The following is a 19,425-nucleotide window of genomic DNA, read 5'->3' on the forward strand; positions in this document are numbered from 1 at the left end:
GATTCACCCCTTACAAATAAAGATAAAGTCTGACTTTGTGCGCTCCAAGAAAATTGGCGCTGCCGTACAGAGTCACCGCTGAACGTGCGGGAATGGTGACGCTGCGCGGCGTTTCCAGAGGGTGCATCTCAAGCCCCCTGGCGTCATACCAGTAAAAACGATAATGAACGGTAACGGGTTCTTGCCTTTCGTTATAAAGCGTCGAGGATGCTGAAGGCTGAATATCAGACGTTGAAAGAACGGGCTTTTCTGCGCTAATGCCCGCTGCCAGCAAAGATGACTCCATCACCAGTGACTGTTCATCATTCACCGGGATTTCCGGATGTGAACGACAACCGACCAGCAATAGCAACGCCAGAGACGCCAGTCCAAAGCACCCTTTTCTCATCGTTACAGGCCTTTATGCGCCAGCATTGGTCCCAACGGACGACCACCCAGCAGGTGCATATGAATGTGATAGACCTCTTGTCCGCCATGACGGTTGGTATTCATGATCAAACGATAGCCGTCTTCGGCAATGCCTTCTTGCTCGGCGATTTTTGCCGCTACGGTGATCATACGCCCCAGCGCCTGCTCATGCTCGGCAGACACGTCGTTCACGGTAGGGATAAGGATATTTGGAATGATCAGAATATGCGTTGGCGCTTGCGGCGAAATATCGCGAAACGCCGTTACCAGCTCATCCTGGTAGACGATATCGGAGGGGATCTCACGACGAATAATTTTGCTGAAAATAGTTTCTTCTGCCACGACATTTTCCTTTTTCAAATTGCCATGCGTTGCGCCATGCTACGCCGCGCTACACTGCGAGTATAGAGTATGGTCGAGTTAAACCTGCTCTTTCAACCTTAAGCCACGATTTATAAGCAAAAAATCGTTTTACTGCCGTATACATCGCCATTATTCCCATTTTTGCCTATGAATGGGCCGAAAACACCTTTTCTCTTTGGTTTAGATAATAACAGGGATATCGGCTACCAGGCCCTTCCTGCTACCACCAGCATTGCTTTGACAGTTTCCTTCCACTGCCGGGCAAAATTGCTATTTGCAGGTGGAGCTGTTCGCCTGTTATCAGATACCCCAAAAACGTCTCATTGCTGGAAATAATCTGCTCGACAAAACCTACGATATCGACGTGAAAGGAACTATCGTCCCGGGCGCAACACGCAATTTAATGATGACCGATCTGATTAGCGGCTGTAAAAAAGGCAGCCATTCGGCTGCCTTAGTCTCCCCAACGTCTTACGGATTAGTTGTTGCGGATGTACTCATCCATTTCGGTTTTCAGGTTATCGGATTTCGTACCGAAAATCGCCTGAACACCGGAACCAGCAACCACTACGCCCGCTGCGCCCAGTTTCTTCAGGCCAGCCTGATCCACTTTGGACACATCAGCGACGCTAACACGCAGACGGGTAATACATGCGTCAAGGTTAGTGATGTTTTCTTTACCACCAAATGCAGCAACCAGAGCCGGTGCCATTTCGCTGGTGCCGGTAGCTTTCGCATCTTCAGTTGCGTCTTCACGGCCCGGGGTTTTCAGATCCAGAGCTTTAATCAGCACGCGGAAGATGGTGTAGTAAACAATCGCATAACCGATACCGACGATCGGGAACAGCCACAGCTTGCTGCTGTTACCAGACAGGACGATGAAGTCGATCAGACCGTGCGAGAACGATGTACCATCGCGCATACCCAGCAGGATACAGATCGGGAATGCCAGACCTGCCAGAATCGCGTGGATGATGTACAGGATCGGCGCAACGAACATGAAGGAGAACTCGATTGGCTCGGTAATACCGGTCAGGAACGAGGTCAACGCCGCGGAAATCATGATACCGCCCACTTTAGCGCGGTTTTCTGGTTTAGCAGAGTGCCAGATAGCAATCGCGGCAGCCGGCAGACCGTACATTTTGAACAGGAAGCCGCCAGACAGTTTACCCGCAGTCGGGTCACCCGCCATATAACGCGGAATGTCACCGTGGAATACCTGACCTGCGGCGTTGGTGTATTCACCGATCTGCATCTGGAAAGGTACGTTCCAGATGTGGTGCAGACCAAACGGTACCAGGCAGCGTTCGATGAAGCCGTAAATGCCAAACGCAACTACCGGGTTCTGGTAAGCAGCCCACTGGGAGAAGGTCTGAATGGCGGAACCAATTGGCGGCCAAATAAAGGACAGCACAACGCCAGTAAAGATGGCAGCCAGGCCAGAAATGATCGGCACAAAGCGTTTACCGGCAAAGAAGCCAAGATACTCAGGCAGCTTAATACGGTAGAAACGGTTAAACATGTACGCTGCGATCGCACCGGAGATGATCCCCCCGAGTACGCCCGTATCCGCCAGGTGTTTAGCGGCGATTTCTTCAGCAGGTAAATGCAGTACCAGCGGCGCAACCACGGCCATGGTTTTTACCATGATGCCATAGGCAACAACTGCGGCCAGCGCGGATACGCCATCGTTATTGGTAAAGCCGAGGGCGACACCAATTGCAAAAATCAGTGGCATGTTTGCAAAAACGGAACCGCCCGCTTCTGCCATAACATGCGATACAACGGCGGGCAGCCAGCTGAAATTCGCGGAACCGACGCCAAGCAGAATACCTGCGATAGGCAGTACGGATACCGGCAGCATCAGCGATTTACCGACCTTTTGCAGGTTAGCAAATGCATTCTTAAACATAATTGAGAGTGCTCCTGAGTATGGGTGCTTTTAACGTTCTCACGCGTGGCAAGGGGGGGAGAACCTTGCCGTGTACAGGGCGTCTAAGCGCCCTTTATTTATTACACAGAGTAAAATAATTCATTACCGATTTGTTTGACGGCTATCACGTTTCAACTTCGGAGCTTTAGCGAAGTTGCACGTATTGACAAAATAAATGCCATAATGCATCAAACATGGTTATTCACCGCCCAATTTGCGGCGGTGAACTTTACTCGTTTTAGTAATTAATTACGAGCCTTAAAATAAATTCATTTAACGGATGGATTGAAGGCGGGAAGCGTCGATGTGAAACAGACGGGCGAAGTTATCGGTGGTTACCTGCGCCAGCTCTTCAACGGCAACACCTTTCAACACAGCCATGTATTCAGCAACATCACGAACCATTGCAGGTTGATTCTCTTTTCCTCGATGCGGCACAGGTGCCAGATAAGGCGCGTCAGTTTCGACCAGTAACCGGTCGAGCGGCACATAACGCGCGGCATCACGTAGTTGTTCTGCATTACGGAAGGTCACAATGCCGGAGAAGGAGATGTAAAATCCAAGATCCAGTAATTTGCCTGCCGTTTCTCTGTCCTCTGTAAAACAGTGTAGTACGCCACCGCAATCCGTCACCTTTTCTTCGCGCAGAATTGCCAGCGTATCGGCGCGGGCGTCACGCGTATGGACAATAACCGGCTTGTTCAGTTCACGACCAATCTGGATATGGTGGATGAAAGACTCTTGCTGACGCACTTTAGTTTCCGGCGTGTAATAATAATCCAGCCCGGTTTCCCCAAGGGCAACAACGCCCTCTTCCGCCGCCAGGCGGCGTAAATCTTCCACATCATAGGGATCGTTCTGGTTGAGCGGATGCACGCCGCAAGAAAATACGACGTTGTCACGTTCGCCTACCAGATCCCGCATATGCAGATAACCCGGTAATGTCGTGGCAACCGCCAGACAAAATTTCACATCGCGCGCAGCGGCTTTTGCCAGAACGTCATCCACGTCCTTATGCAAAGATTCATAATCCAGACCATCGAGATGGCAGTGTGAGTCGACTAAAAACATGATGTCTCTCTTAAAGATGAGGAACCGGTAGCACAACGCCCGGTTGCAGGTAATGCTCAATACGCAGTAAAAGATCGGTGATGAGAAGCTCGCGGTTTACGCCAGTGACAGAAATTAACTGCTCACGGGTGTGACAAACATCCCCCAGTATAGCCTGCAGCGCGCGGGAGAAAGCTGGTTTGCCAGCGCAGCAACAACGCCCGGCACATCAACATTGGTAACCTGCGAAGCGCCATACTTGCGCTTGAGAGCGTCCATCATCAGGGTTGCCAGCCAGTGCAGACGCGCCGGAGCTTGTTCATGATTAAGTGTCGGCAACAGGGAATACCAGTCGCCAGATTGCACACTGTGAGCCAACGCCAGGCAAAGTGTTTCGCGGGCCTGCCAGGTATCTCCCTGAAACAACGCCAACGCCGCGCCAGGCGAACCGGCGCTTAAGCGCAGTGCGGCAAGTAACGCGTCCTGTGACATTGTCACTTCACGTGAAAGCCAGATCACGGCGTACTGTTCTGGCGGTGGTGCGAGGTAATGTAGCCGACAACGACTACGTAATGTCGCCAGTAAACGTTCAGGCTCCCGGGTAGCAAGGAAAAACCAGGTTTCTGCCGGCGGCTCTTCGAGTGTTTTTAGCAAAGCGTTCGCCGCAGCGTCGGTCAGCAAGGCGGCATCGGTTATCCAGACAACTTTAGCACCGCCTAAACGCGCGTGTTCATTCAGTTTTTCAGTGACTTCACGCACCGCATCAATGCCCAGCGCGTTCTTCCCTTTTTCGGGAGCAAGTGTGTAATAGTCGGGATGCGTTCCCGCCTGCATCAACTGACATCCACGACAGTGGCCGCAGCTTTTATGCCCCTCCTGGTTGTTGGCACAGGAGATAACGGCTTAAAGCGTAGATTAAGGCGTCATCGCCCATGCCAGGTAACGCCTGAATGAGTAGCGCATGGTGACCCCTTCCGGCCTGATAGTTGGCTACCAGTTTCTCGAAATCGGGTCTTAACCACGGATACCATCTCATGCGTTATGTTCCTTAACCCAGTGAGTCACGGTGGTGCGAATCGCCTCCATCACTGATTCCAGTGGCTGAGTGGCATCAATGGTGTAAATGCTTTTATCCTGTGCCGCCAGTTCAAGATAGCGGGCGCGAGTACGATTAAAGAAATCGAATGACTCTTGCTCAATGCGATCCAGTTCGCCACGCGCACGGGCGCGTTTTAACCCCACTTCTGGGGTCACATCAAGATAAAGCGTCAAGTCAGGACGAAAATCCCCCAGAACAGCATCACGCAGCGTTGCCAGCATATGCTGGTCAATGCCACGACCGCCGCCCTGATACGCCTGAGTGGAGAGATCGTGCCGATCGCCAATCACCCAGGTGCCTTTCGCCAGCGCCGGTTTGATGACAGTTTCCACCAACTGAACGCGCGCGGCATAAAACATCAGTACTTCGGCTTTATCGGTAATGACTTCATCGCCTACCGATTTGATATCCAGCACCAGGCTTCTTAATTTTTCCGCCAGCTGCGTACCGCCGGGTTCTCGAGTGAAAACCATGTCGCGGATCCCCAGTTGCTCAAGCGTCTCAACCACCACGTTTCGCGCGGTGGTTTTGCCTGCGCCTTCCAGCCCTTCAATGACGATATACTTACTGCGCATTTTTTTCCTTAAGCACTTTCAGGTAATCCTGCACAGACTTGTTATGACTGGCAAGATTGGTATTAAACGTGTGACCGCCTTTACCATCGGCCACAAAATAGAGATACGGCGTTTTCGCCGGATGCGCAGCAGCCTTCAGCGAATCCGCCCCCGGCGTAGCAATCGCGCCTGGCGGCAGACCAGTAATGGTGTAGGTGTTATACGCTGTCGGCGTTTCCAGATCTGCACGAGAAAGTTTGCCATTATAACGCTCTCCCATCCCGTAAATCACCGTCGGGTCGGTTTGCAGGCGCATGCCGATACGTAAACGGTTGATAAATACTGAGGCAACCTGATCGCGCTCGCTGGCAACGGCGGTTTCTTTTTCGATTATCGACGCCATCGTTACCAACTGGTTTTTATCTTTATACGGCAGACCATCCGCTCGCCCATCCCAGGCGCTATCGACCGCTTTCACCATTTTCTTGTGCGCTCGTTTGAGTAACGCGACATCAGTGGTATTAGCGGTATACATCCAGGTGTCTGGCCAAAACCAGCCCTCAATCCACTCTGGATTTTCAAGTTCCAGGGCCTGCGCCACGGTAGCGTATTTATCGTCGCTTAACGTGTGCGTGATATAGGGTGCCTCACGCAATTGTTTGAGGTAGTCGCTCAGACGCATCCCTTCTACCAGACGTAGCGGAAACTGCGCTTCTTTCCCGCTTTTCAGCAGCTGTAACATTTCGCGCACGGTCATCTGCGGCGTAAAGCGATAAGTCCCGGCTTTGAAATGGGAAAGGTCCGGCTCAATACGCAGCAACCACTGAAAGACGCGGGGGCGATTGATGATTTTATCGGCATACAATTGTTCACCGAGAGCCATTCTTCCGGTTCCAGGTTTCAGGGTGAATATCGTCTCTTCTTTAATAAGTAATTTGCTGTCGGCAAGATGGCGAACCTTCCAGACGCCCACACCAGCGGCGATACCCAGTACCATCAGCAATAACAGGATAATCAATAACACTTTTTTCATGACTAATTCGGGTGCTCACAAAGTGGGGCTAAATATTCATATAGCGTTGTTGACGAAAAGAAGACATCATCACAGGCACGCACAGGCATAACTGGCATCAGCGCATTACAAACCATCACTTCATCTGCCTGCATCACATCTTCCAACGAGGCTTGCACTTCGGCAATCTGATAGGAGGATTGTGCCAGTAAACGGATACAGAATTGTCGCATAATACCGTTAACTCCAGCCTGATCCAGACGCGGCGTGTAGACCACGTTGCCTTTACGCCAGAACAAATTAGCTGCACAGCATTCCGTAACCCACCCTTCACTGTCAAGAACCAGCGCCTCGTCGGCGTTTGTCTGCTCAAGATGAGAGCGAATCAACACTTGCTCAAGACGATTAAGATGTTTAATTCCCGCAAGATGAGGATTGCGTCCCAGGCGTATCGGGCTTAGTGCCAGCAGCATTCCCTCTTTGCGTAAGCGGTCGTAATGCGTTGGGTAAGCCGTAACTGAGAGCATGCGCGTTGCCGGTCCGCTGTTTAACGTACTGTAACCTCGCCCACCACTGCCACGACTGATCACCACTTTCAGCACTCCATTCTGCTGCTCTGCCGCCAGAGTTGCCATCTCGTGCTCAAGCTGCACCCAGAAGTCACAAACGATCATTAACCGCTGACAGGCTTCCTGTAGTCGCGTAATGTGCGCGGATAATAAGCTGACTTTACCGTCGATAATTCTGGCTGTCGTGAAACAGCCATCGCCAAATTGTATGGCCCGATCGCTTGCTGCCAGCGAATCCTGTTTATGACCGTTAATTAAGAACATACCGGCTCCTTATAATAGGATTGTAAGTGTGGCAGCATGTTCACTGCGGAACAAGTCTGAATAAAATCTAAGAAAAAAAGGCCCGCAAGCGGACCTTTTATGTAGGTGGGAAATGGCGACTTAGATCTTTTTGAAGATCAAAGAACCATTGGTGCCACCGAAGCCGAAGGAGTTACACAGGGTGTATTCCATTCCGCTGACCTGACGCGCTTCATGCGGCACAAAATCCAGATCGCAACCTTCATCCGGGTTATCCAGGTTGATGGTCGGCGGAACAGCCTGATCGCGCAGCGCCAGGATGGAGTAGATAGACTCTACTGCACCTGCTGCACCTAACAGGTGACCGGTCATGGATTTCGTGGAGCTTACCAGCACACGGCTTGCAGCTTCACCGAAGATAGTTTTCACGGCCTGCGCTTCAGCTTTATCGCCAGCTGGCGTAGAAGTACCGTGCGCATTCACGTAGCCAATCTGGCCAGGCTCAATTCCTGCGTCACGCAGAGCATTTGCCATTGCCAGTGCTGCGCCTGCGCCGTTTTCCGGCGGCGACGTCATATGGTAAGCATCGCTGCTCATACCAAAGCCGACGAGTTCAGCGTAAATTTTCGCACCGCGTTTTTTCGCGTGTTCGTACTCTTCAAGTACCAGCATACCGGCGCCATCGCCCAGTACGAAACCATCACGCTCTTTATCCCACGGACGGCTAGCCGCTTGCGGGTTATCATTGCGGGTAGATAATGCACGTGCCGCGCCAAAACCACCAACGCCCAGCGGCGTACTGGCTTTCTCTGCGCCACCTGCAACCATCACGTCAGCATCGCCATACGCGATAATACGCGCAGCTTGACCGATGTTGTGCACGCCAGAAGTACAGGCGGTCGCGATAGAGATGCTTGGGCCACGCAGGCCATACATGATAGTCAGGTGACCTGCCACCATGTTCACAATCGTTGACGGAACGAAGAATGGGCTGATCTTACGCGGACCACCGTTCATCAGAGATGTGTGGTTTTCTTCGATCAGTCCGAGGCCGCCAATCCCGGAGCCAATTGCGGCACCAATGCGGGTTGCGTTCTCTTCCGTTATTTCAAGGCCAGAATCCTGCATGGCCTGAACGCCAGCGACAATTCCATATTGAATGAAGGCATCCATCTTGCGCTGTTCTTTGCGCGAGATAATGTCCTCACAGTTAAAATCCTTTACTAAGCCAGCAAATTTCGTTGCATAGGCGCTAGTATCGAAATGGTCGATTAGGCTGATGCCACTCTGACCGGCAAGCAGAGCTTTCCAGGTAGACTCTACGGTATTGCCGACAGGAGACAACATGCCCAGTCCGGTCACAACTACACGACGCTTAGACACGTTTGTCCTCCAGGGAGGGAAAAAAATGATTCTAGTGGGACAAAAAAGAAAAAACTCAGGCGGTCGAACGACCGCCTGGAGATGTTCACTTACGCCTGGTGGCCGTTGATGTAATCAATGGCAGCCTGAACGGTGGTGATTTTCTCAGCTTCTTCGTCCGGAATCTCAGTATCAAACTCTTCTTCCAGAGCCATTACCAGCTCAACGGTGTCAAGAGAATCCGCGCCCAGGTCTTCAACGAAAGAAGCATTGTTGGTAACTTCTTCCTGCTTAACGCCCAGCTGTTCGCCGATAATTTTCTTAACGCGTTCTTCGATAGTGCTCATACTCTTAAATTTCCTATCAAAACTCGCTTTCGCGATGGTTTTCGTAGTGTATAAAATGTTGAAAAATTTGCAACTAAATCCCGGCAGGTCTTACCACGATTTTGCGTTATTTTGAGGCCATACCCCCCAACAACGCAAATCATTTTGCACTTATTATTACTCATAACCACGCAGACTGCGCGCAACATGAGCATTTTGTGCAAATCGCGGTCAGACCATGTACATCCCGCCGTTCACATGCAAAGTTTCACCCGTGATGTAAGCTGCTTCGTCGGATGCCAGGAATGCAACCGCGTTGGCGATTTCCTGTGCGCCGCCGAGGCGACCCGCAGGAACCTGCGCCAGGATACCCGCACGCTGGTCATCGCTCAGCGCACGTGTCATGTCCGTTTCAATAAAGCCCGGAGCAACAACGTTTACAGTAATACCGCGTGACGCAACTTCGCGCGCCAGTGATTTACTGAAGCCGATCAAGCCCGCTTTCGCCGCAGCGTAGTTGGCCTGACCGCCATTTCCCATGGTACCAACCACAGAACCGATAGTGATAATACGACCATGACGCTTTTTCATCATAGCGCGCATTACCGCTTTTGACAGACGGAAAACAGATGAAAGGTTGGTTTCGATAATATCGTTCCACTCATCATCTTTCATTCGCATTAACAGGTTATCACGAGTGATACCGGCATTATTGACCAGGATATCGACTTCACCAAATTCTGCGCGAATTTTTTCCAGAACAGATTCGATAGATGCCGGGTCGGTCACATTCAACATCAGACCTTTACCGTTGGCGCCTAAATAATCACTGATCGCCTGAGCGCCGCTTTCACTGGTCGCAGTACCGATAACTTTCGCGCCACGAGCCGCGAGCGTTTCAGCGATTGCACGGCCAATCCCGCGGCTAGCACCGGTTACCAGTGCGATTTTTCCTTCAAAATTCATGTTGTTCCTCTTTTAAAGCTCGAGCGCCGCTGCCATCGCTGAAGGTTCGTTCAGCGCCGAGGCGGTCAGGGTGTCGACAATACGTTTCGTCAGGCCAGTAAGCACTTTGCCCGGCCCCACTTCATAAAGATGCTCAACGCCTTGCGCTGCCATGTATTCAACGGATTTCGTCCATTGAACCGGGTTATACAACTGACGTACCAATGCATCACGAATGGCATCGCCATTGGTTTCGCATTTGACATCAACGTTATTCACAACCGGAACGGTCGGCGCATTAAAGGTGATTTTCGCTAATTCAACCGCCAGTTTGTCGGCAGCAGGTTTCATCAGCGCACAGTGAGAAGGTACGCTCACCGGCAACGGCAGCGCACGTTTCGCGCCCGCAGCTTTACAGGCAGCGCCAGCACGTTCAACCGCTTCTTTGTGACCAGCAATAACCACCTGGCCCGGAGAGTTGAAGTTTACCGGAGAAACGACCTGACCTTCTGCTGCATCTTCACAAGCTTTCGCAATAGACGCATCATCCAGACCGATGATTGCCGCCATTGCGCCAGTTCCTTCCGGTACGGCTTCTTGCATGAACTTGCCGCGCATCTCAACCAGACGTACCGCATCAGCAAAATCAATCACACCAGCGCAAACCAGCGCGGAGTATTCACCCAGGCTGTGACCGGCCATCATCGCCGGTGCTTTACCGCCCTGCTGCTGCCATACACGGTACAGTGCAACAGAGGCAGTTAACAGTGCTGGCTGAGTTTGCCAGGTTTTATTCAGTTCTTCGGCTGGCCCCTGCTGGGTCAGCGCCCACAGGTCATAGCCCAGCGCCGCAGAAGCTTCAGCAAAGGTTTCTTCGACAATTGGATAGCTCGCCGCCATATCAGCCAGCATGCCAACGGTTTGAGAACCCTGACCAGGGAACACAAATGCAAATTGCGTCATGTTTAAATCCTTATCCTAGAAACGAACCAGCGCGGAGCCCCAGGTGAATCCACCGCCAAAGGCTTCAAGCAGAACCAACTGCCCTGGCTTAATACGCCCGTCGCGTACGGCTTCATCCAGCGCGCACGGTACAGAAGCGGCAGAGGTATTACCATGACGGTCCAGCGTCACAACGACATTGTCCATTGACATGCCGAGTTTTTTCGCCGTTGCGCTGATAATACGCAGGTTCGCCTGATGTGGAACCAGCCAGTCCAGTTGGGAACGGTCAAGATTATTTGCTTCCAGCGTCTCATCAACGATGTGCGCCAGCTCCGTTACCGCAACTTTGAAGACTTCGTTGCCCGCCATGGTCAGATGAATTGAATTCTCTGGATTCACGCGGTCGGCGTTTGGCAGCGTCAGCAATTCACCATAACTACCGTCGGCATGCAGATGGGTAGAGATGATTCCCGGCTCTTCAGAGGCAGCCAACACCGCAGCGCCCGCGCCATCGCCAAAAATGATAATGGTCCCACGATCTGTGGGATCGCAGGTGCGCGCCAGTACATCGGAACCGACGACCAGAGCATACTTCACCGCGCCAGATTTCACGTATTGATCGGCCACGCTCAATGCATAGGTGAAACCTGCGCAGGCTGCGGCAACGTCAAACGCCGGGCAGCCTTTGATGCCCAGCATGCTTTGGATCTGACATGCTGCGCTCGGGAAGGCGTGGGTGGCAGAAGTCGTTGCCACAACAATCAGGCCAATCTGGTCTTTATCGATGCCTGCCATTTCAATTGCACGCGTTGCCGCTTCAAACCCATGGTTGAAACGGTTTCGTTTGGCGCAGCAATATGGCGTTCGCGAATACCGGTACGAGTAACAATCCACTCGTCAGAAGTATCCACCATTTTTTCCAGATCGGCGTTTGTCCGCACTTGTTCGGGCAGATAGCTGCCAGTACCAATAATCTTCGTATACATGTACGCTCAGTCACTTTTCGGTTATATACCGTCACTTGCAAACTGCGAGTTCGCTGGCAGCGTCCTGCTACCGCAGAGTTCCGCTTTTGCCATCGTCCAGCAGCTCAAAACCAGCTGGGTATACAGATTTCAGGCGAGCGGCAATTCGCTGAGGAACTTGTCGCTGCACCGCCTGCACTGCCTGTTCAATCGCGACCGCAAAAGCTCGCTGATTGGCCGCACCATGACTTTTTATCACCGTGCCGCGCAATCCTAACAGACAGGCGCCGTTATACTGGTCGGGGTTGAGGTGACTGAATCGCCTCGTCAGGCTCTTTTGTAGCCAACGCTTTAATAACAGTAGCCACCACGACCGTTTTTTTCCTTCACCCTGAGATTTCAGCAGAGAAAGGAACATCCTGACAACACCTTCCATCGTCTTTAATGTGACATTTCCTGTAAAGCCGTCACAGACCAGCACATCTGTCTTGCCAGTTAATAACTCATTGGCTTCAAGATAGCCGATGTAATTAATAGAAGGGATTGTTTTCAGCACAGCTGAGGCATCCTGAATGCTGTCAAGACCCTTCACTTCTTCTTCACCAATATTGAGCAACGCCACGCGAGGGTTGGGAATTTCCACCACCTCTTCAGCCAAAACAGAGCCCATAATGGCGAATTGCACCAACATTGTGCTATCACAATCGACGTTGGCCCCTAAATCAAGGACCACCGTTTTGCCCTTTTGCTGATGCGGCAGCACCGTCACCAACGCAGGACGCTCAATCCCCTCAAGGGGCTTGAGTAATAATTTTGCCAGTCCCATCAACGCTCCGGTATTACCGGCGCTGACGCAGGCTTGTGCTCTACCTTCTTTAACCAACTCCAGCGCCACGCGCATTGAGCTACCACGACTGGCGCGAATAGCTTGCGAAGGCCGGGCATCACTGGCGATAACTGACTGCGCAGGGATAATCTGCAGACGCGAACGTTGTTCAAAGTCAGCTTTAGCAAGTAATGGCGTGATGGCGTCGGGATTACCGACTAAAAGAAGAGTGAGTTGCGAATTAGAATTCAGTGCCTGCAAAGCTGCAGGCACTGTCACGGAAGGACCGAAATCCCCTCCCATGACATCTAACGCCAGGGTTAGACGTGTCAAGGTATCGTCGCCGCCCGGTTTGGTCTTTCCCCAGTTGCCTGGGGAAAATCCTCACTAAGCTTCATCACGCAGACGCGTGATTACTTAGCGATGACCTTGCGGCCGCGGTAGTAACCGTCGGCAGTGATGTGGTGACGCAGGTGTTTTTCACCAGAAGTTTTGTCTACAGACAGGCTGGTGACTGCGGTCAGCGCGTCATGGGAACGACGCATGCCACGTTTGGAACGGGTTGGTTTATTCTGTTGTACGGCCATGGACCTTACTCCTCAATTACGGTTTATCCCCGATCCAACGGGGAGCACCAATTACTTACGCTTTAAGCTGGCTAATACGGCAAATGGGTTTGGCTTTTGCGCTTCTTCAGGCAGTTCACCAAAGACCATGTCCGCTTCGGACACTTCACAGTGTTCAGAATCATGCACCGGAACTACCGGCAAGGCGAGGATGATTTCATCTTCAACCATTGCAAGCAGATCGATTTCACCGAATTCGTTAACCTCAATCGGTTCATACGCTTCCGGCAGTGCTTCAGCCTGTTCGTCTGAACGCACAGGACTAAAACAATACGTTGTGTAGACCTGATGAGTAAACGGCTTCCCGCAACGCTGACACTCGAGCGTTACCGTCACCTTCGCATCGCCGTTTAACACCGCGAGACGTTGGTTATCGATAGCGAACGACATGGAGCATTCCACATCACTGTCCACACTGACCACAGATTCGGCGACGCGCTCAACCTGATCAGGAGTATAAATACCCTGGTAATCAAGGCGTTTTTGAGCCGTACGAACCGGATCGAGAGTCAGGGGTAATTTTACCTTTTGCATAGGGCGCGCATATTAACTTTGTAACGTCATAGAGTCAAAGAAAAAGGCAGCCTGTGGTTGCCTTTTGCCAATAATTCGCACACATTGCGGGTTACTGCTTTATTTTCGTTCAGTGCTGACAACGAACATCAACCTGCAAAACGAAGCGCATAGTTTAAAATGGCTATCATCAATACGCTATATCTGATGGAAAAAAATATGCCTAAACTTATTTTAGCCTCCACATCGCCCTGGCGCCGCGTCCTACTGGAAAAACTGCAAATCTCTTTCGAATGTGCCGCGCCGGAGGTCGACGAAACCCCGCACAGCGAAGAATCACCGCGCCAGTTGGTGCTTCGACTGGCGCAGGAAAAAGCGCAATCCCTGGCGTCACGTTATCCGGATCATTTAATTATTGGTTCTGATCAGGTGTGTGTACTGGACGGTGAAATCACTGGCAAACCGTTAACGGAAGAAAATGCCCGTCTGCAATTACGTAAAGCCAGTGGCAATATTGTCACCTTCTATACCGGGCTGGCGCTGTTTAATTCGGCGAATGGGCATCTGCAAACAGAAGTTGAACCTTTTGACGTCCATTTCCGTCACCTGAGCGAGGCGGAGATTGATAATTACGTGCGTAAAGAACATCCCCTGCACTGCGCAGGCAGCTTTAAGAGTGAAGGGTTTGGTATTACGCTGTTTGAGCGCTTAGAGGGGCGTGACCCTAACACGCTGGTTGGTTTGCCGCTTATTGCGCTCTGTCAGATGTTGCGCCGGGAAGGGCAAAACCCGCTGATGGGATAATTTTATGGGCCGGACGCGTTTACGCCGCATCCGGCAATTGGTGCTGACTGCCTGATGCGGCGTAAACGCCTTATCAGGCCTACCGCCGACTACCAGGTTTATATGCTCGCATTAACGCGTGTTACGCAGTTTCTGCAAACAACGCTTCAAACCATCATCCATTGGCGCTTCAATACGCATCACCTCACCGGTCCCCGGATGCGTAAACTTCAACGCCGCCGCATGCAGGAACAAACGATTTAACCCCGTTCCCGATTCAGTTAGTTGTTTATCGAATTCACGGTCGCCGTAACGATCGTCAAACGCTATCGGATGACCGGCATACTGAGTATGCACACGGATCTGATGAGTACGTCCGGTAACCGGGCTACAACGCACCAGGGTGGCAAACGCATAGCGTTCCTCCACTTTAAAACGCGTTTCGGATGGTTTACCTTCCTGACTCACACGCACAATGCGCTCACCGCTTTGCAAAATATTCTTCAATAACGGCGCTTGTACACTCTTCACGTGTGACTGCCACTGGCCGCGCACCAGCGCCAGGTAATCTTTCTGCATGCCTTTTTCACGTAACTGCTCATGCAGCGAACGTAACGCCGAGCGTTTTTTTCGCCACCAGCAGCACGCCTGAAGTGTCCCTGTCGAGTCGATGCACCAGTTCGAGGAACCGCGCTTCAGGGCGCAACGCCCGCAAACCTTCAATAACGCCGAAACTTAAACCACTGCCGCCATGTACCGCCGTGCCGGACGGTTTATTCAGCACCAGAATATGCTCATCTTCATATAAGATGACATCCGCCAGCGCCGCCACTTTTTTGCAGATGTGGCGACACCGCATTTTCTTCCCGTTCGGCAACGCGAACTGGCGGAATACGCACTTCATCGCCAGCTTCGAGTTTATATTCAGGTTTAATACGTTTTTTTGTTCACCCGTACTTCACCTTTACGCAAAATACGGTAGATCATACTTTTTGGTACGCCTTTCAGTTGGGTACGCAAAAAATTATCGATACGTTGCCCTGCTTCGTCAGCAGTGATAGCAACGATTTTTACGGATGGAGTCTCTGTTTTCATGGTGGGCGATTCTAAATAGCCAGCAGGATTCGCGCCACTCATTTTTCTATGCTTATATTTAGTTTTGCACCTTATTACTTCGCAGGGTGATCACCTAATTGGTGGTTATTAAACCAATCGCCAGCAAGAAGTGAAAAAACTGTGAGTAAGTGGGTGATAAATGGTAAAAGTCATCTTGCTATAACAAGGCTTGCAATGGAATAATGAGAACGTTTCCGTGTCCAACCTTGTTAAAACAAGAAATTTTACGGAATAACCCATTTTGCCCGACCGATCATCAACGCAGCAATGGCGTAAGACGTATTGATCTTTCAGGCAGTTAGCGGGCTGCGGGTTGCAGTCCTTACCGGTAGATGGAAATATTTCTGGAGAGTAATACCCAGTCTGTTTCTCTGATAATTGCGCTGTTTTTCCGCATGAAAAACGGGCAACCGACACTCTGCGCCTCTTTGAGCTGACGATAACCGTGAGGTTGGCGACGCGACTAGACACGAGGCCATCGGTTCACACCCGGCAAGGCGTTACTTTGCCCGCAGCTTAGTCGTCAATGTAAGAATAATGAGTAAGTTACGATGAAAAGAATGTTAATTAACGCAACTCAGCAGGAAGAGTTGCGCGTTGCCCTTGTAGATGGGCAGCGTCTGTATGACCTGGATATCGAAAGCCCGGGGCATGAGCAGAAAAAGGCTAACATCTACAAAGGTAAAATCACCCGCATTGAACCGAGTCTGGAAGCTGCTTTTGTTGATTACGGCGCTGAACGTCACGGTTTCCTCCCTCTAAAAGAAATTGCCCGCGAATATTTCCCAGCTAACTACAGTGCTCATGGTCGCCCCAACATTAAAGATGTGTTGCGTGAAGGCCAGGAAGTTATTGTTCAGATTGATAAAGAAGAGCGCGGCAACAAAGGGGCTGCGCTGACCACCTTTATCAGCCTGGCGGGTAGCTATCTGGTTCTGATGCCGAACAACCCGCGCGCGGGTGGCATTTCTCGCCGTATTGAAGGCGACGACCGTACCGAATTAAAAGAAGCACTGGCAAGCCTGGAACTGCCGGAAGGCATGGGGCTTATCGTGCGTACCGCAGGCGTCGGCAAATCTGCCGAGGCGCTGCAATGGGATTTAAGCTTCCGTCTGAAACACTGGGAAGCGATCAAAAAGCCGCTGAAAGTCGCCCTGCTCCGTTCCTGATTCACCAGGAGAGCAACGTAATCGTTCGCGCATTCCGCGATTACTTACGCCAGGACATCGGCGAAATTCTTATCGATAATCCGAAAGTGCTCGAACTGGCGCGTCAGCATATCGCTGCATTAGGTCGCCCGGATTTCAGTAGCAAAATCAAACTGTACACCGGTGAAATTCCGCTGTTCAGCCACTACCAGATTGAATCCCAGATTGAGTCCGCCTTCCAGCGTGAAGTCCGTCTGCCGTCTGGTGGCTCTATTGTTATCGACAGCACCGAAGCGTTAACCGCCATCGACATCAACTCCGCACGTGCAACTCGCGGCGGCGATATCGAAGAAACTGCGTTTAACACCAACCTGGAAGCTGCTGATGAAATTGCTCGTCAGCTGCGTTTGCGTGACCTCGGTGGTCTGATTGTTATCGACTTCATCGACATGACGCCAGTACGCCACCAGCGTGCGGTAGAAAACCGTCTGCGCGAAGCGGTACGTCAGGACCGTGCGCGTATTCAAATCAGCCATATTTCTCGCTTTGGCCTGCTGGAAATGTCCCGTCAGCGCCTGAGTCCGTCGCTGGGTGAATCCAGTCATCACGTTTGTCCGCGTTGTTCCGGTACTGGCACCGTGCGTGACAATGAATCCCTGTCGCTCTCTATTCTGCGTCTGATTGAAGAAGAAGCGCTGAAAGAGAACACTCAGGAAGTCCACGCCATTGTTCCTGTGCCAATCGCTTCTTACCTGCTGAACGAAAAACGTTCTGCGGTAAATGCCATTGAAACTCGTCAGGACGGCGTACGCTGTGTGATTGTACCAAACGATCAGATGGAAACTCCGCACTACCACGTGCTGCGCGTGCGTAAAGGGGAAGAAACGCCGACCTTAAGCTACATGCTGCCGAAACTGCATGAAGAAGCGATGGCGTTGCCGTCTGAAGAAGAGTTCGCTGAACGTAAGCGTCCTGAACAACCTGCACTGGCAACCTTTGCTATGCCGGATGTGCCACCAGCGCCAGCTCCGGCTGAACCTGTAGCGCCTGCAGCAGCCCCGGCACCTAAAGCTGCACCAGCAACGCCTGCAGCTCCGGCACAACCGGGTCTGTTGAGCCGCCTTTTCAGTGTACTGAAATCGCTGTTCAGTGGCGGTGAAGAAACCAAATCGGTCGAGCAACCTGCACCAAAAGAGGAAGCGAAACCGGAACGCCAACAGGATCGCCGTAAGCCTCGTCAGAACAACCGCCGTGATCGTAATGAACGCCGCGACACGCGTAGCGAACGTACGGAGGGTAGCGATAATCGCGAAGAAAACCGTCGTAATCGTCGCCAGGCGCAGCAGCAAACGGCTGAGACGCGTGATAGCCGTCAGCAGGCTGATGTAACGGAAAAAGCGCGTACCACTGACGAACAGCAAGCGCCGCGTCGTGAACGTAGCCGCCGCCGTAACGATGATAAACGTCAGGCGCAACAAGAAGTGAAGGCGCTGAATGTTGAAGAGCAATCTGTTCAGGAAACCGAACAGGAAGAACGTGTACGTCCGGTTCAGCCGCGTCGTAAACAACGTCAGCTGAATCAGAAAGTGCGCTATGAACAAAGCGTTGCAGAAGAAGTGGTAGCCGCACCGGTGGTTGAAGAAACTGTCGCTGCCGAGCCTGTTACTCAGGAAGCACAAGCCCCGAGCACTGAACTGGTGAAAATACCGCTGCCAGTCGTAGCGCAAACTGCGCCGGAACAGCAAGAAGAGAACAACGCCGATAACCGTGACAACGGTGGCATGCCGCGTCGTTCTCGTCGCTCGCCTCGTCACCTGCGCGTGAGTGGTCAGCGTCGTCGTCGCTATCGTGACGAGCGTTATCCAACCCAGTCGCCAATGCCGTTGACCGTAGCGTGCGCATCTCCGGAACTGGCCTCTGGCAAAGTCTGGATCCGTTATCCGGTTGTACGTCCGCAAGATGTACAGGTTGAGGAGCAACGCGAACAGGAAGAAGTGCAGGTGCAGCCGATGGTGACAGAAGTCCCTGTTGCTGCCGCTGTCGAGCCTGTTGTTGCCGCGCCGATTGTTGAAGAGGTGGCTGAAGTTGTAGAAACACCTGTTCAGGTTGCAGAACCGCAACCTGAAGTTGTTGAAACAACGCATCCCGAAGTGATTGCCGCAGCGGTAACTGAACAGCCTCAGGTGATAGCCGAGGCCGATGTTGCCGTAGCGCAGGACGTTGCAGAGCACGCAGAACCGGTAGTTGAACCGCAGGAAGAGACGGCAGACATTGAAGAAGTTGCCGAAACTGCCGAGGTTGTGGTTGCCGAACCTGAAGTTGTTGCTCAACCTGCCGCCCCGGTCGTCGCTGAAGTCGCAGCAGAGGTTGAAACGGTAGCTCCTGTTGTATCCGAGGTAATCGTTGAACATAACCACGCCACTGCGCCGATGACACGCGCTCCGGCACCGGAATATGTTCCGGAAGCACCGCGTCACAGTGACTGGCAGCGCCCAAGCTTTGCCTTTGAAGGTAAAGGTGCCGCAGGTGGTCATGCAGCAACACATCATGCATCTGCTGGCCCTGCGCGTCCGCAACCTGTTGAGTAAAACTTAACTCAAAGTGATCAAGCCCTGGCAACCGCCAGGGCTTTTTTTATT

General features: G+C 51.9%; 15 protein-coding genes and 4 pseudogenes. 2 read left to right on the top strand and 17 right to left on the bottom strand.

Annotated elements, in window-relative coordinates; translation table 11 throughout:
- Positions 1-10 precede the first annotated feature (10 nt).
- From CRI63_RS00910 to yceD, 16 genes and pseudogenes are all read right to left on the bottom strand, one after another.
- On the bottom strand, positions 11-388 hold the full coding sequence (locus CRI63_RS00910; protein ID WP_130205557.1) for a YcfL family protein: 378 nt from the start codon (positions 386-388) through the stop codon (positions 11-13).
- A 2-nt stretch (positions 389-390) separates the two neighbouring features.
- Entirely contained in the window at positions 391-750 is a 360-nt protein-coding gene (gene hinT / locus CRI63_RS00915) for a purine nucleoside phosphoramidase (protein WP_054445830.1), read from the bottom strand.
- Positions 751-1,249: 499 nt separating this feature from the next.
- A complete protein-coding gene (gene ptsG / locus CRI63_RS00920; RefSeq protein WP_000475698.1) occupies positions 1,250-2,683 on the bottom strand; it encodes a PTS glucose transporter subunit IIBC in 1,434 nt (477 codons plus the stop codon).
- Positions 2,684-2,977: 294 nt separating this feature from the next.
- A complete protein-coding gene (locus CRI63_RS00925; protein ID WP_130205555.1) occupies positions 2,978-3,775 on the bottom strand; it encodes a metal-dependent hydrolase in 798 nt (265 codons plus the stop codon).
- Between the two features lie 10 nt (positions 3,776-3,785).
- Positions 3,786-4,790: pseudogene (holB, locus tag CRI63_RS00930) on the bottom strand (DNA polymerase III subunit delta').
- Positions 4,787-5,428, bottom strand: a complete 642-nt coding sequence (tmk, locus tag CRI63_RS00935) for a dTMP kinase (protein ID WP_130205551.1) — start codon at positions 5,426-5,428, stop codon at positions 4,787-4,789. The pseudogene holB and the gene tmk overlap by 4 nt, the downstream one beginning before the upstream one ends.
- Entirely contained in the window at positions 5,418-6,440 is a 1,023-nt protein-coding gene (gene yceG / locus CRI63_RS00940) for a cell division protein YceG (protein WP_064528577.1), read from the bottom strand. Before yceG ends, tmk begins: the two co-directional genes overlap by 11 nt.
- 2 nt (positions 6,441-6,442) lie before the next feature.
- On the bottom strand, positions 6,443-7,252 hold the full coding sequence (pabC, locus tag CRI63_RS00945; protein ID WP_135384669.1) for an aminodeoxychorismate lyase: 810 nt from the start codon (positions 7,250-7,252) through the stop codon (positions 6,443-6,445).
- A gap of 120 nt (positions 7,253-7,372) precedes the next feature.
- Complete coding sequence (gene fabF, locus CRI63_RS00950; RefSeq protein WP_130205545.1) at positions 7,373-8,614, bottom strand: beta-ketoacyl-ACP synthase II; 1,242 nt, start codon at positions 8,612-8,614, stop codon at positions 7,373-7,375.
- Between the two features lie 89 nt (positions 8,615-8,703).
- On the bottom strand, positions 8,704-8,940 hold the full coding sequence (acpP, locus tag CRI63_RS00955; RefSeq protein ID WP_000103754.1) for an acyl carrier protein: 237 nt from the start codon (positions 8,938-8,940) through the stop codon (positions 8,704-8,706).
- Positions 8,941-9,150: 210 nt separating this feature from the next.
- The gene (fabG, locus tag CRI63_RS00960) at positions 9,151-9,885 is read right to left on the bottom strand and encodes a 3-oxoacyl-ACP reductase FabG (protein WP_001008542.1); all 735 of its coding nucleotides are present in this window, start codon (positions 9,883-9,885) and stop codon (positions 9,151-9,153) included.
- Positions 9,886-9,897: 12 nt separating this feature from the next.
- Positions 9,898-10,827 carry an ACP S-malonyltransferase gene (fabD, locus tag CRI63_RS00965; RefSeq protein ID WP_130215900.1) on the bottom strand — a complete coding sequence of 310 codons (930 nt, stop codon included), beginning with the start codon at positions 10,825-10,827 and terminating at the stop codon, positions 9,898-9,900.
- Between the two features lie 15 nt (positions 10,828-10,842).
- Positions 10,843-11,795, bottom strand: a pseudogene (gene fabH, locus CRI63_RS00970) (beta-ketoacyl-ACP synthase III).
- A gap of 67 nt (positions 11,796-11,862) precedes the next feature.
- A complete protein-coding gene (gene plsX / locus CRI63_RS00975; RefSeq protein WP_074399521.1) occupies positions 11,863-12,933 on the bottom strand; it encodes a phosphate acyltransferase PlsX in 1,071 nt (356 codons plus the stop codon).
- A gap of 80 nt (positions 12,934-13,013) precedes the next feature.
- A complete protein-coding gene (rpmF, locus tag CRI63_RS00980; RefSeq protein ID WP_000290727.1) occupies positions 13,014-13,187 on the bottom strand; it encodes a 50S ribosomal protein L32 in 174 nt (57 codons plus the stop codon).
- 51 nt (positions 13,188-13,238) lie between these two features.
- Entirely contained in the window at positions 13,239-13,760 is a 522-nt protein-coding gene (gene yceD / locus CRI63_RS00985; RefSeq protein ID WP_001174481.1) for a 23S rRNA accumulation protein YceD, read from the bottom strand.
- Positions 13,761-13,958: 198 nt separating this feature from the next.
- Here yceD and yceF point away from each other — a divergent pair, with 198 nt between their 5' ends.
- The gene (yceF, locus tag CRI63_RS00990) at positions 13,959-14,543 is read left to right on the top strand and encodes a 7-methyl-GTP pyrophosphatase (RefSeq protein ID WP_135518205.1); all 585 of its coding nucleotides are present in this window, start codon (positions 13,959-13,961) and stop codon (positions 14,541-14,543) included.
- 111 nt (positions 14,544-14,654) lie between these two features.
- Here the strand turns inward: yceF and rluC are convergent.
- Positions 14,655-15,617, bottom strand: a pseudogene (gene rluC, locus CRI63_RS00995) (23S rRNA pseudouridine(955/2504/2580) synthase RluC).
- 572 nt (positions 15,618-16,189) lie between these two features.
- Between rluC and rne the strand changes: the two are divergent.
- A pseudogene (gene rne, locus CRI63_RS01005) lies at positions 16,190-19,374 on the top strand (ribonuclease E).
- Positions 19,375-19,425 lie beyond the last annotated feature (51 nt).

This window comes from Escherichia sp. E2661, assembly GCF_004745185.1.
Taxonomy (GTDB): domain Bacteria; phylum Pseudomonadota; class Gammaproteobacteria; order Enterobacterales; family Enterobacteriaceae; genus Escherichia.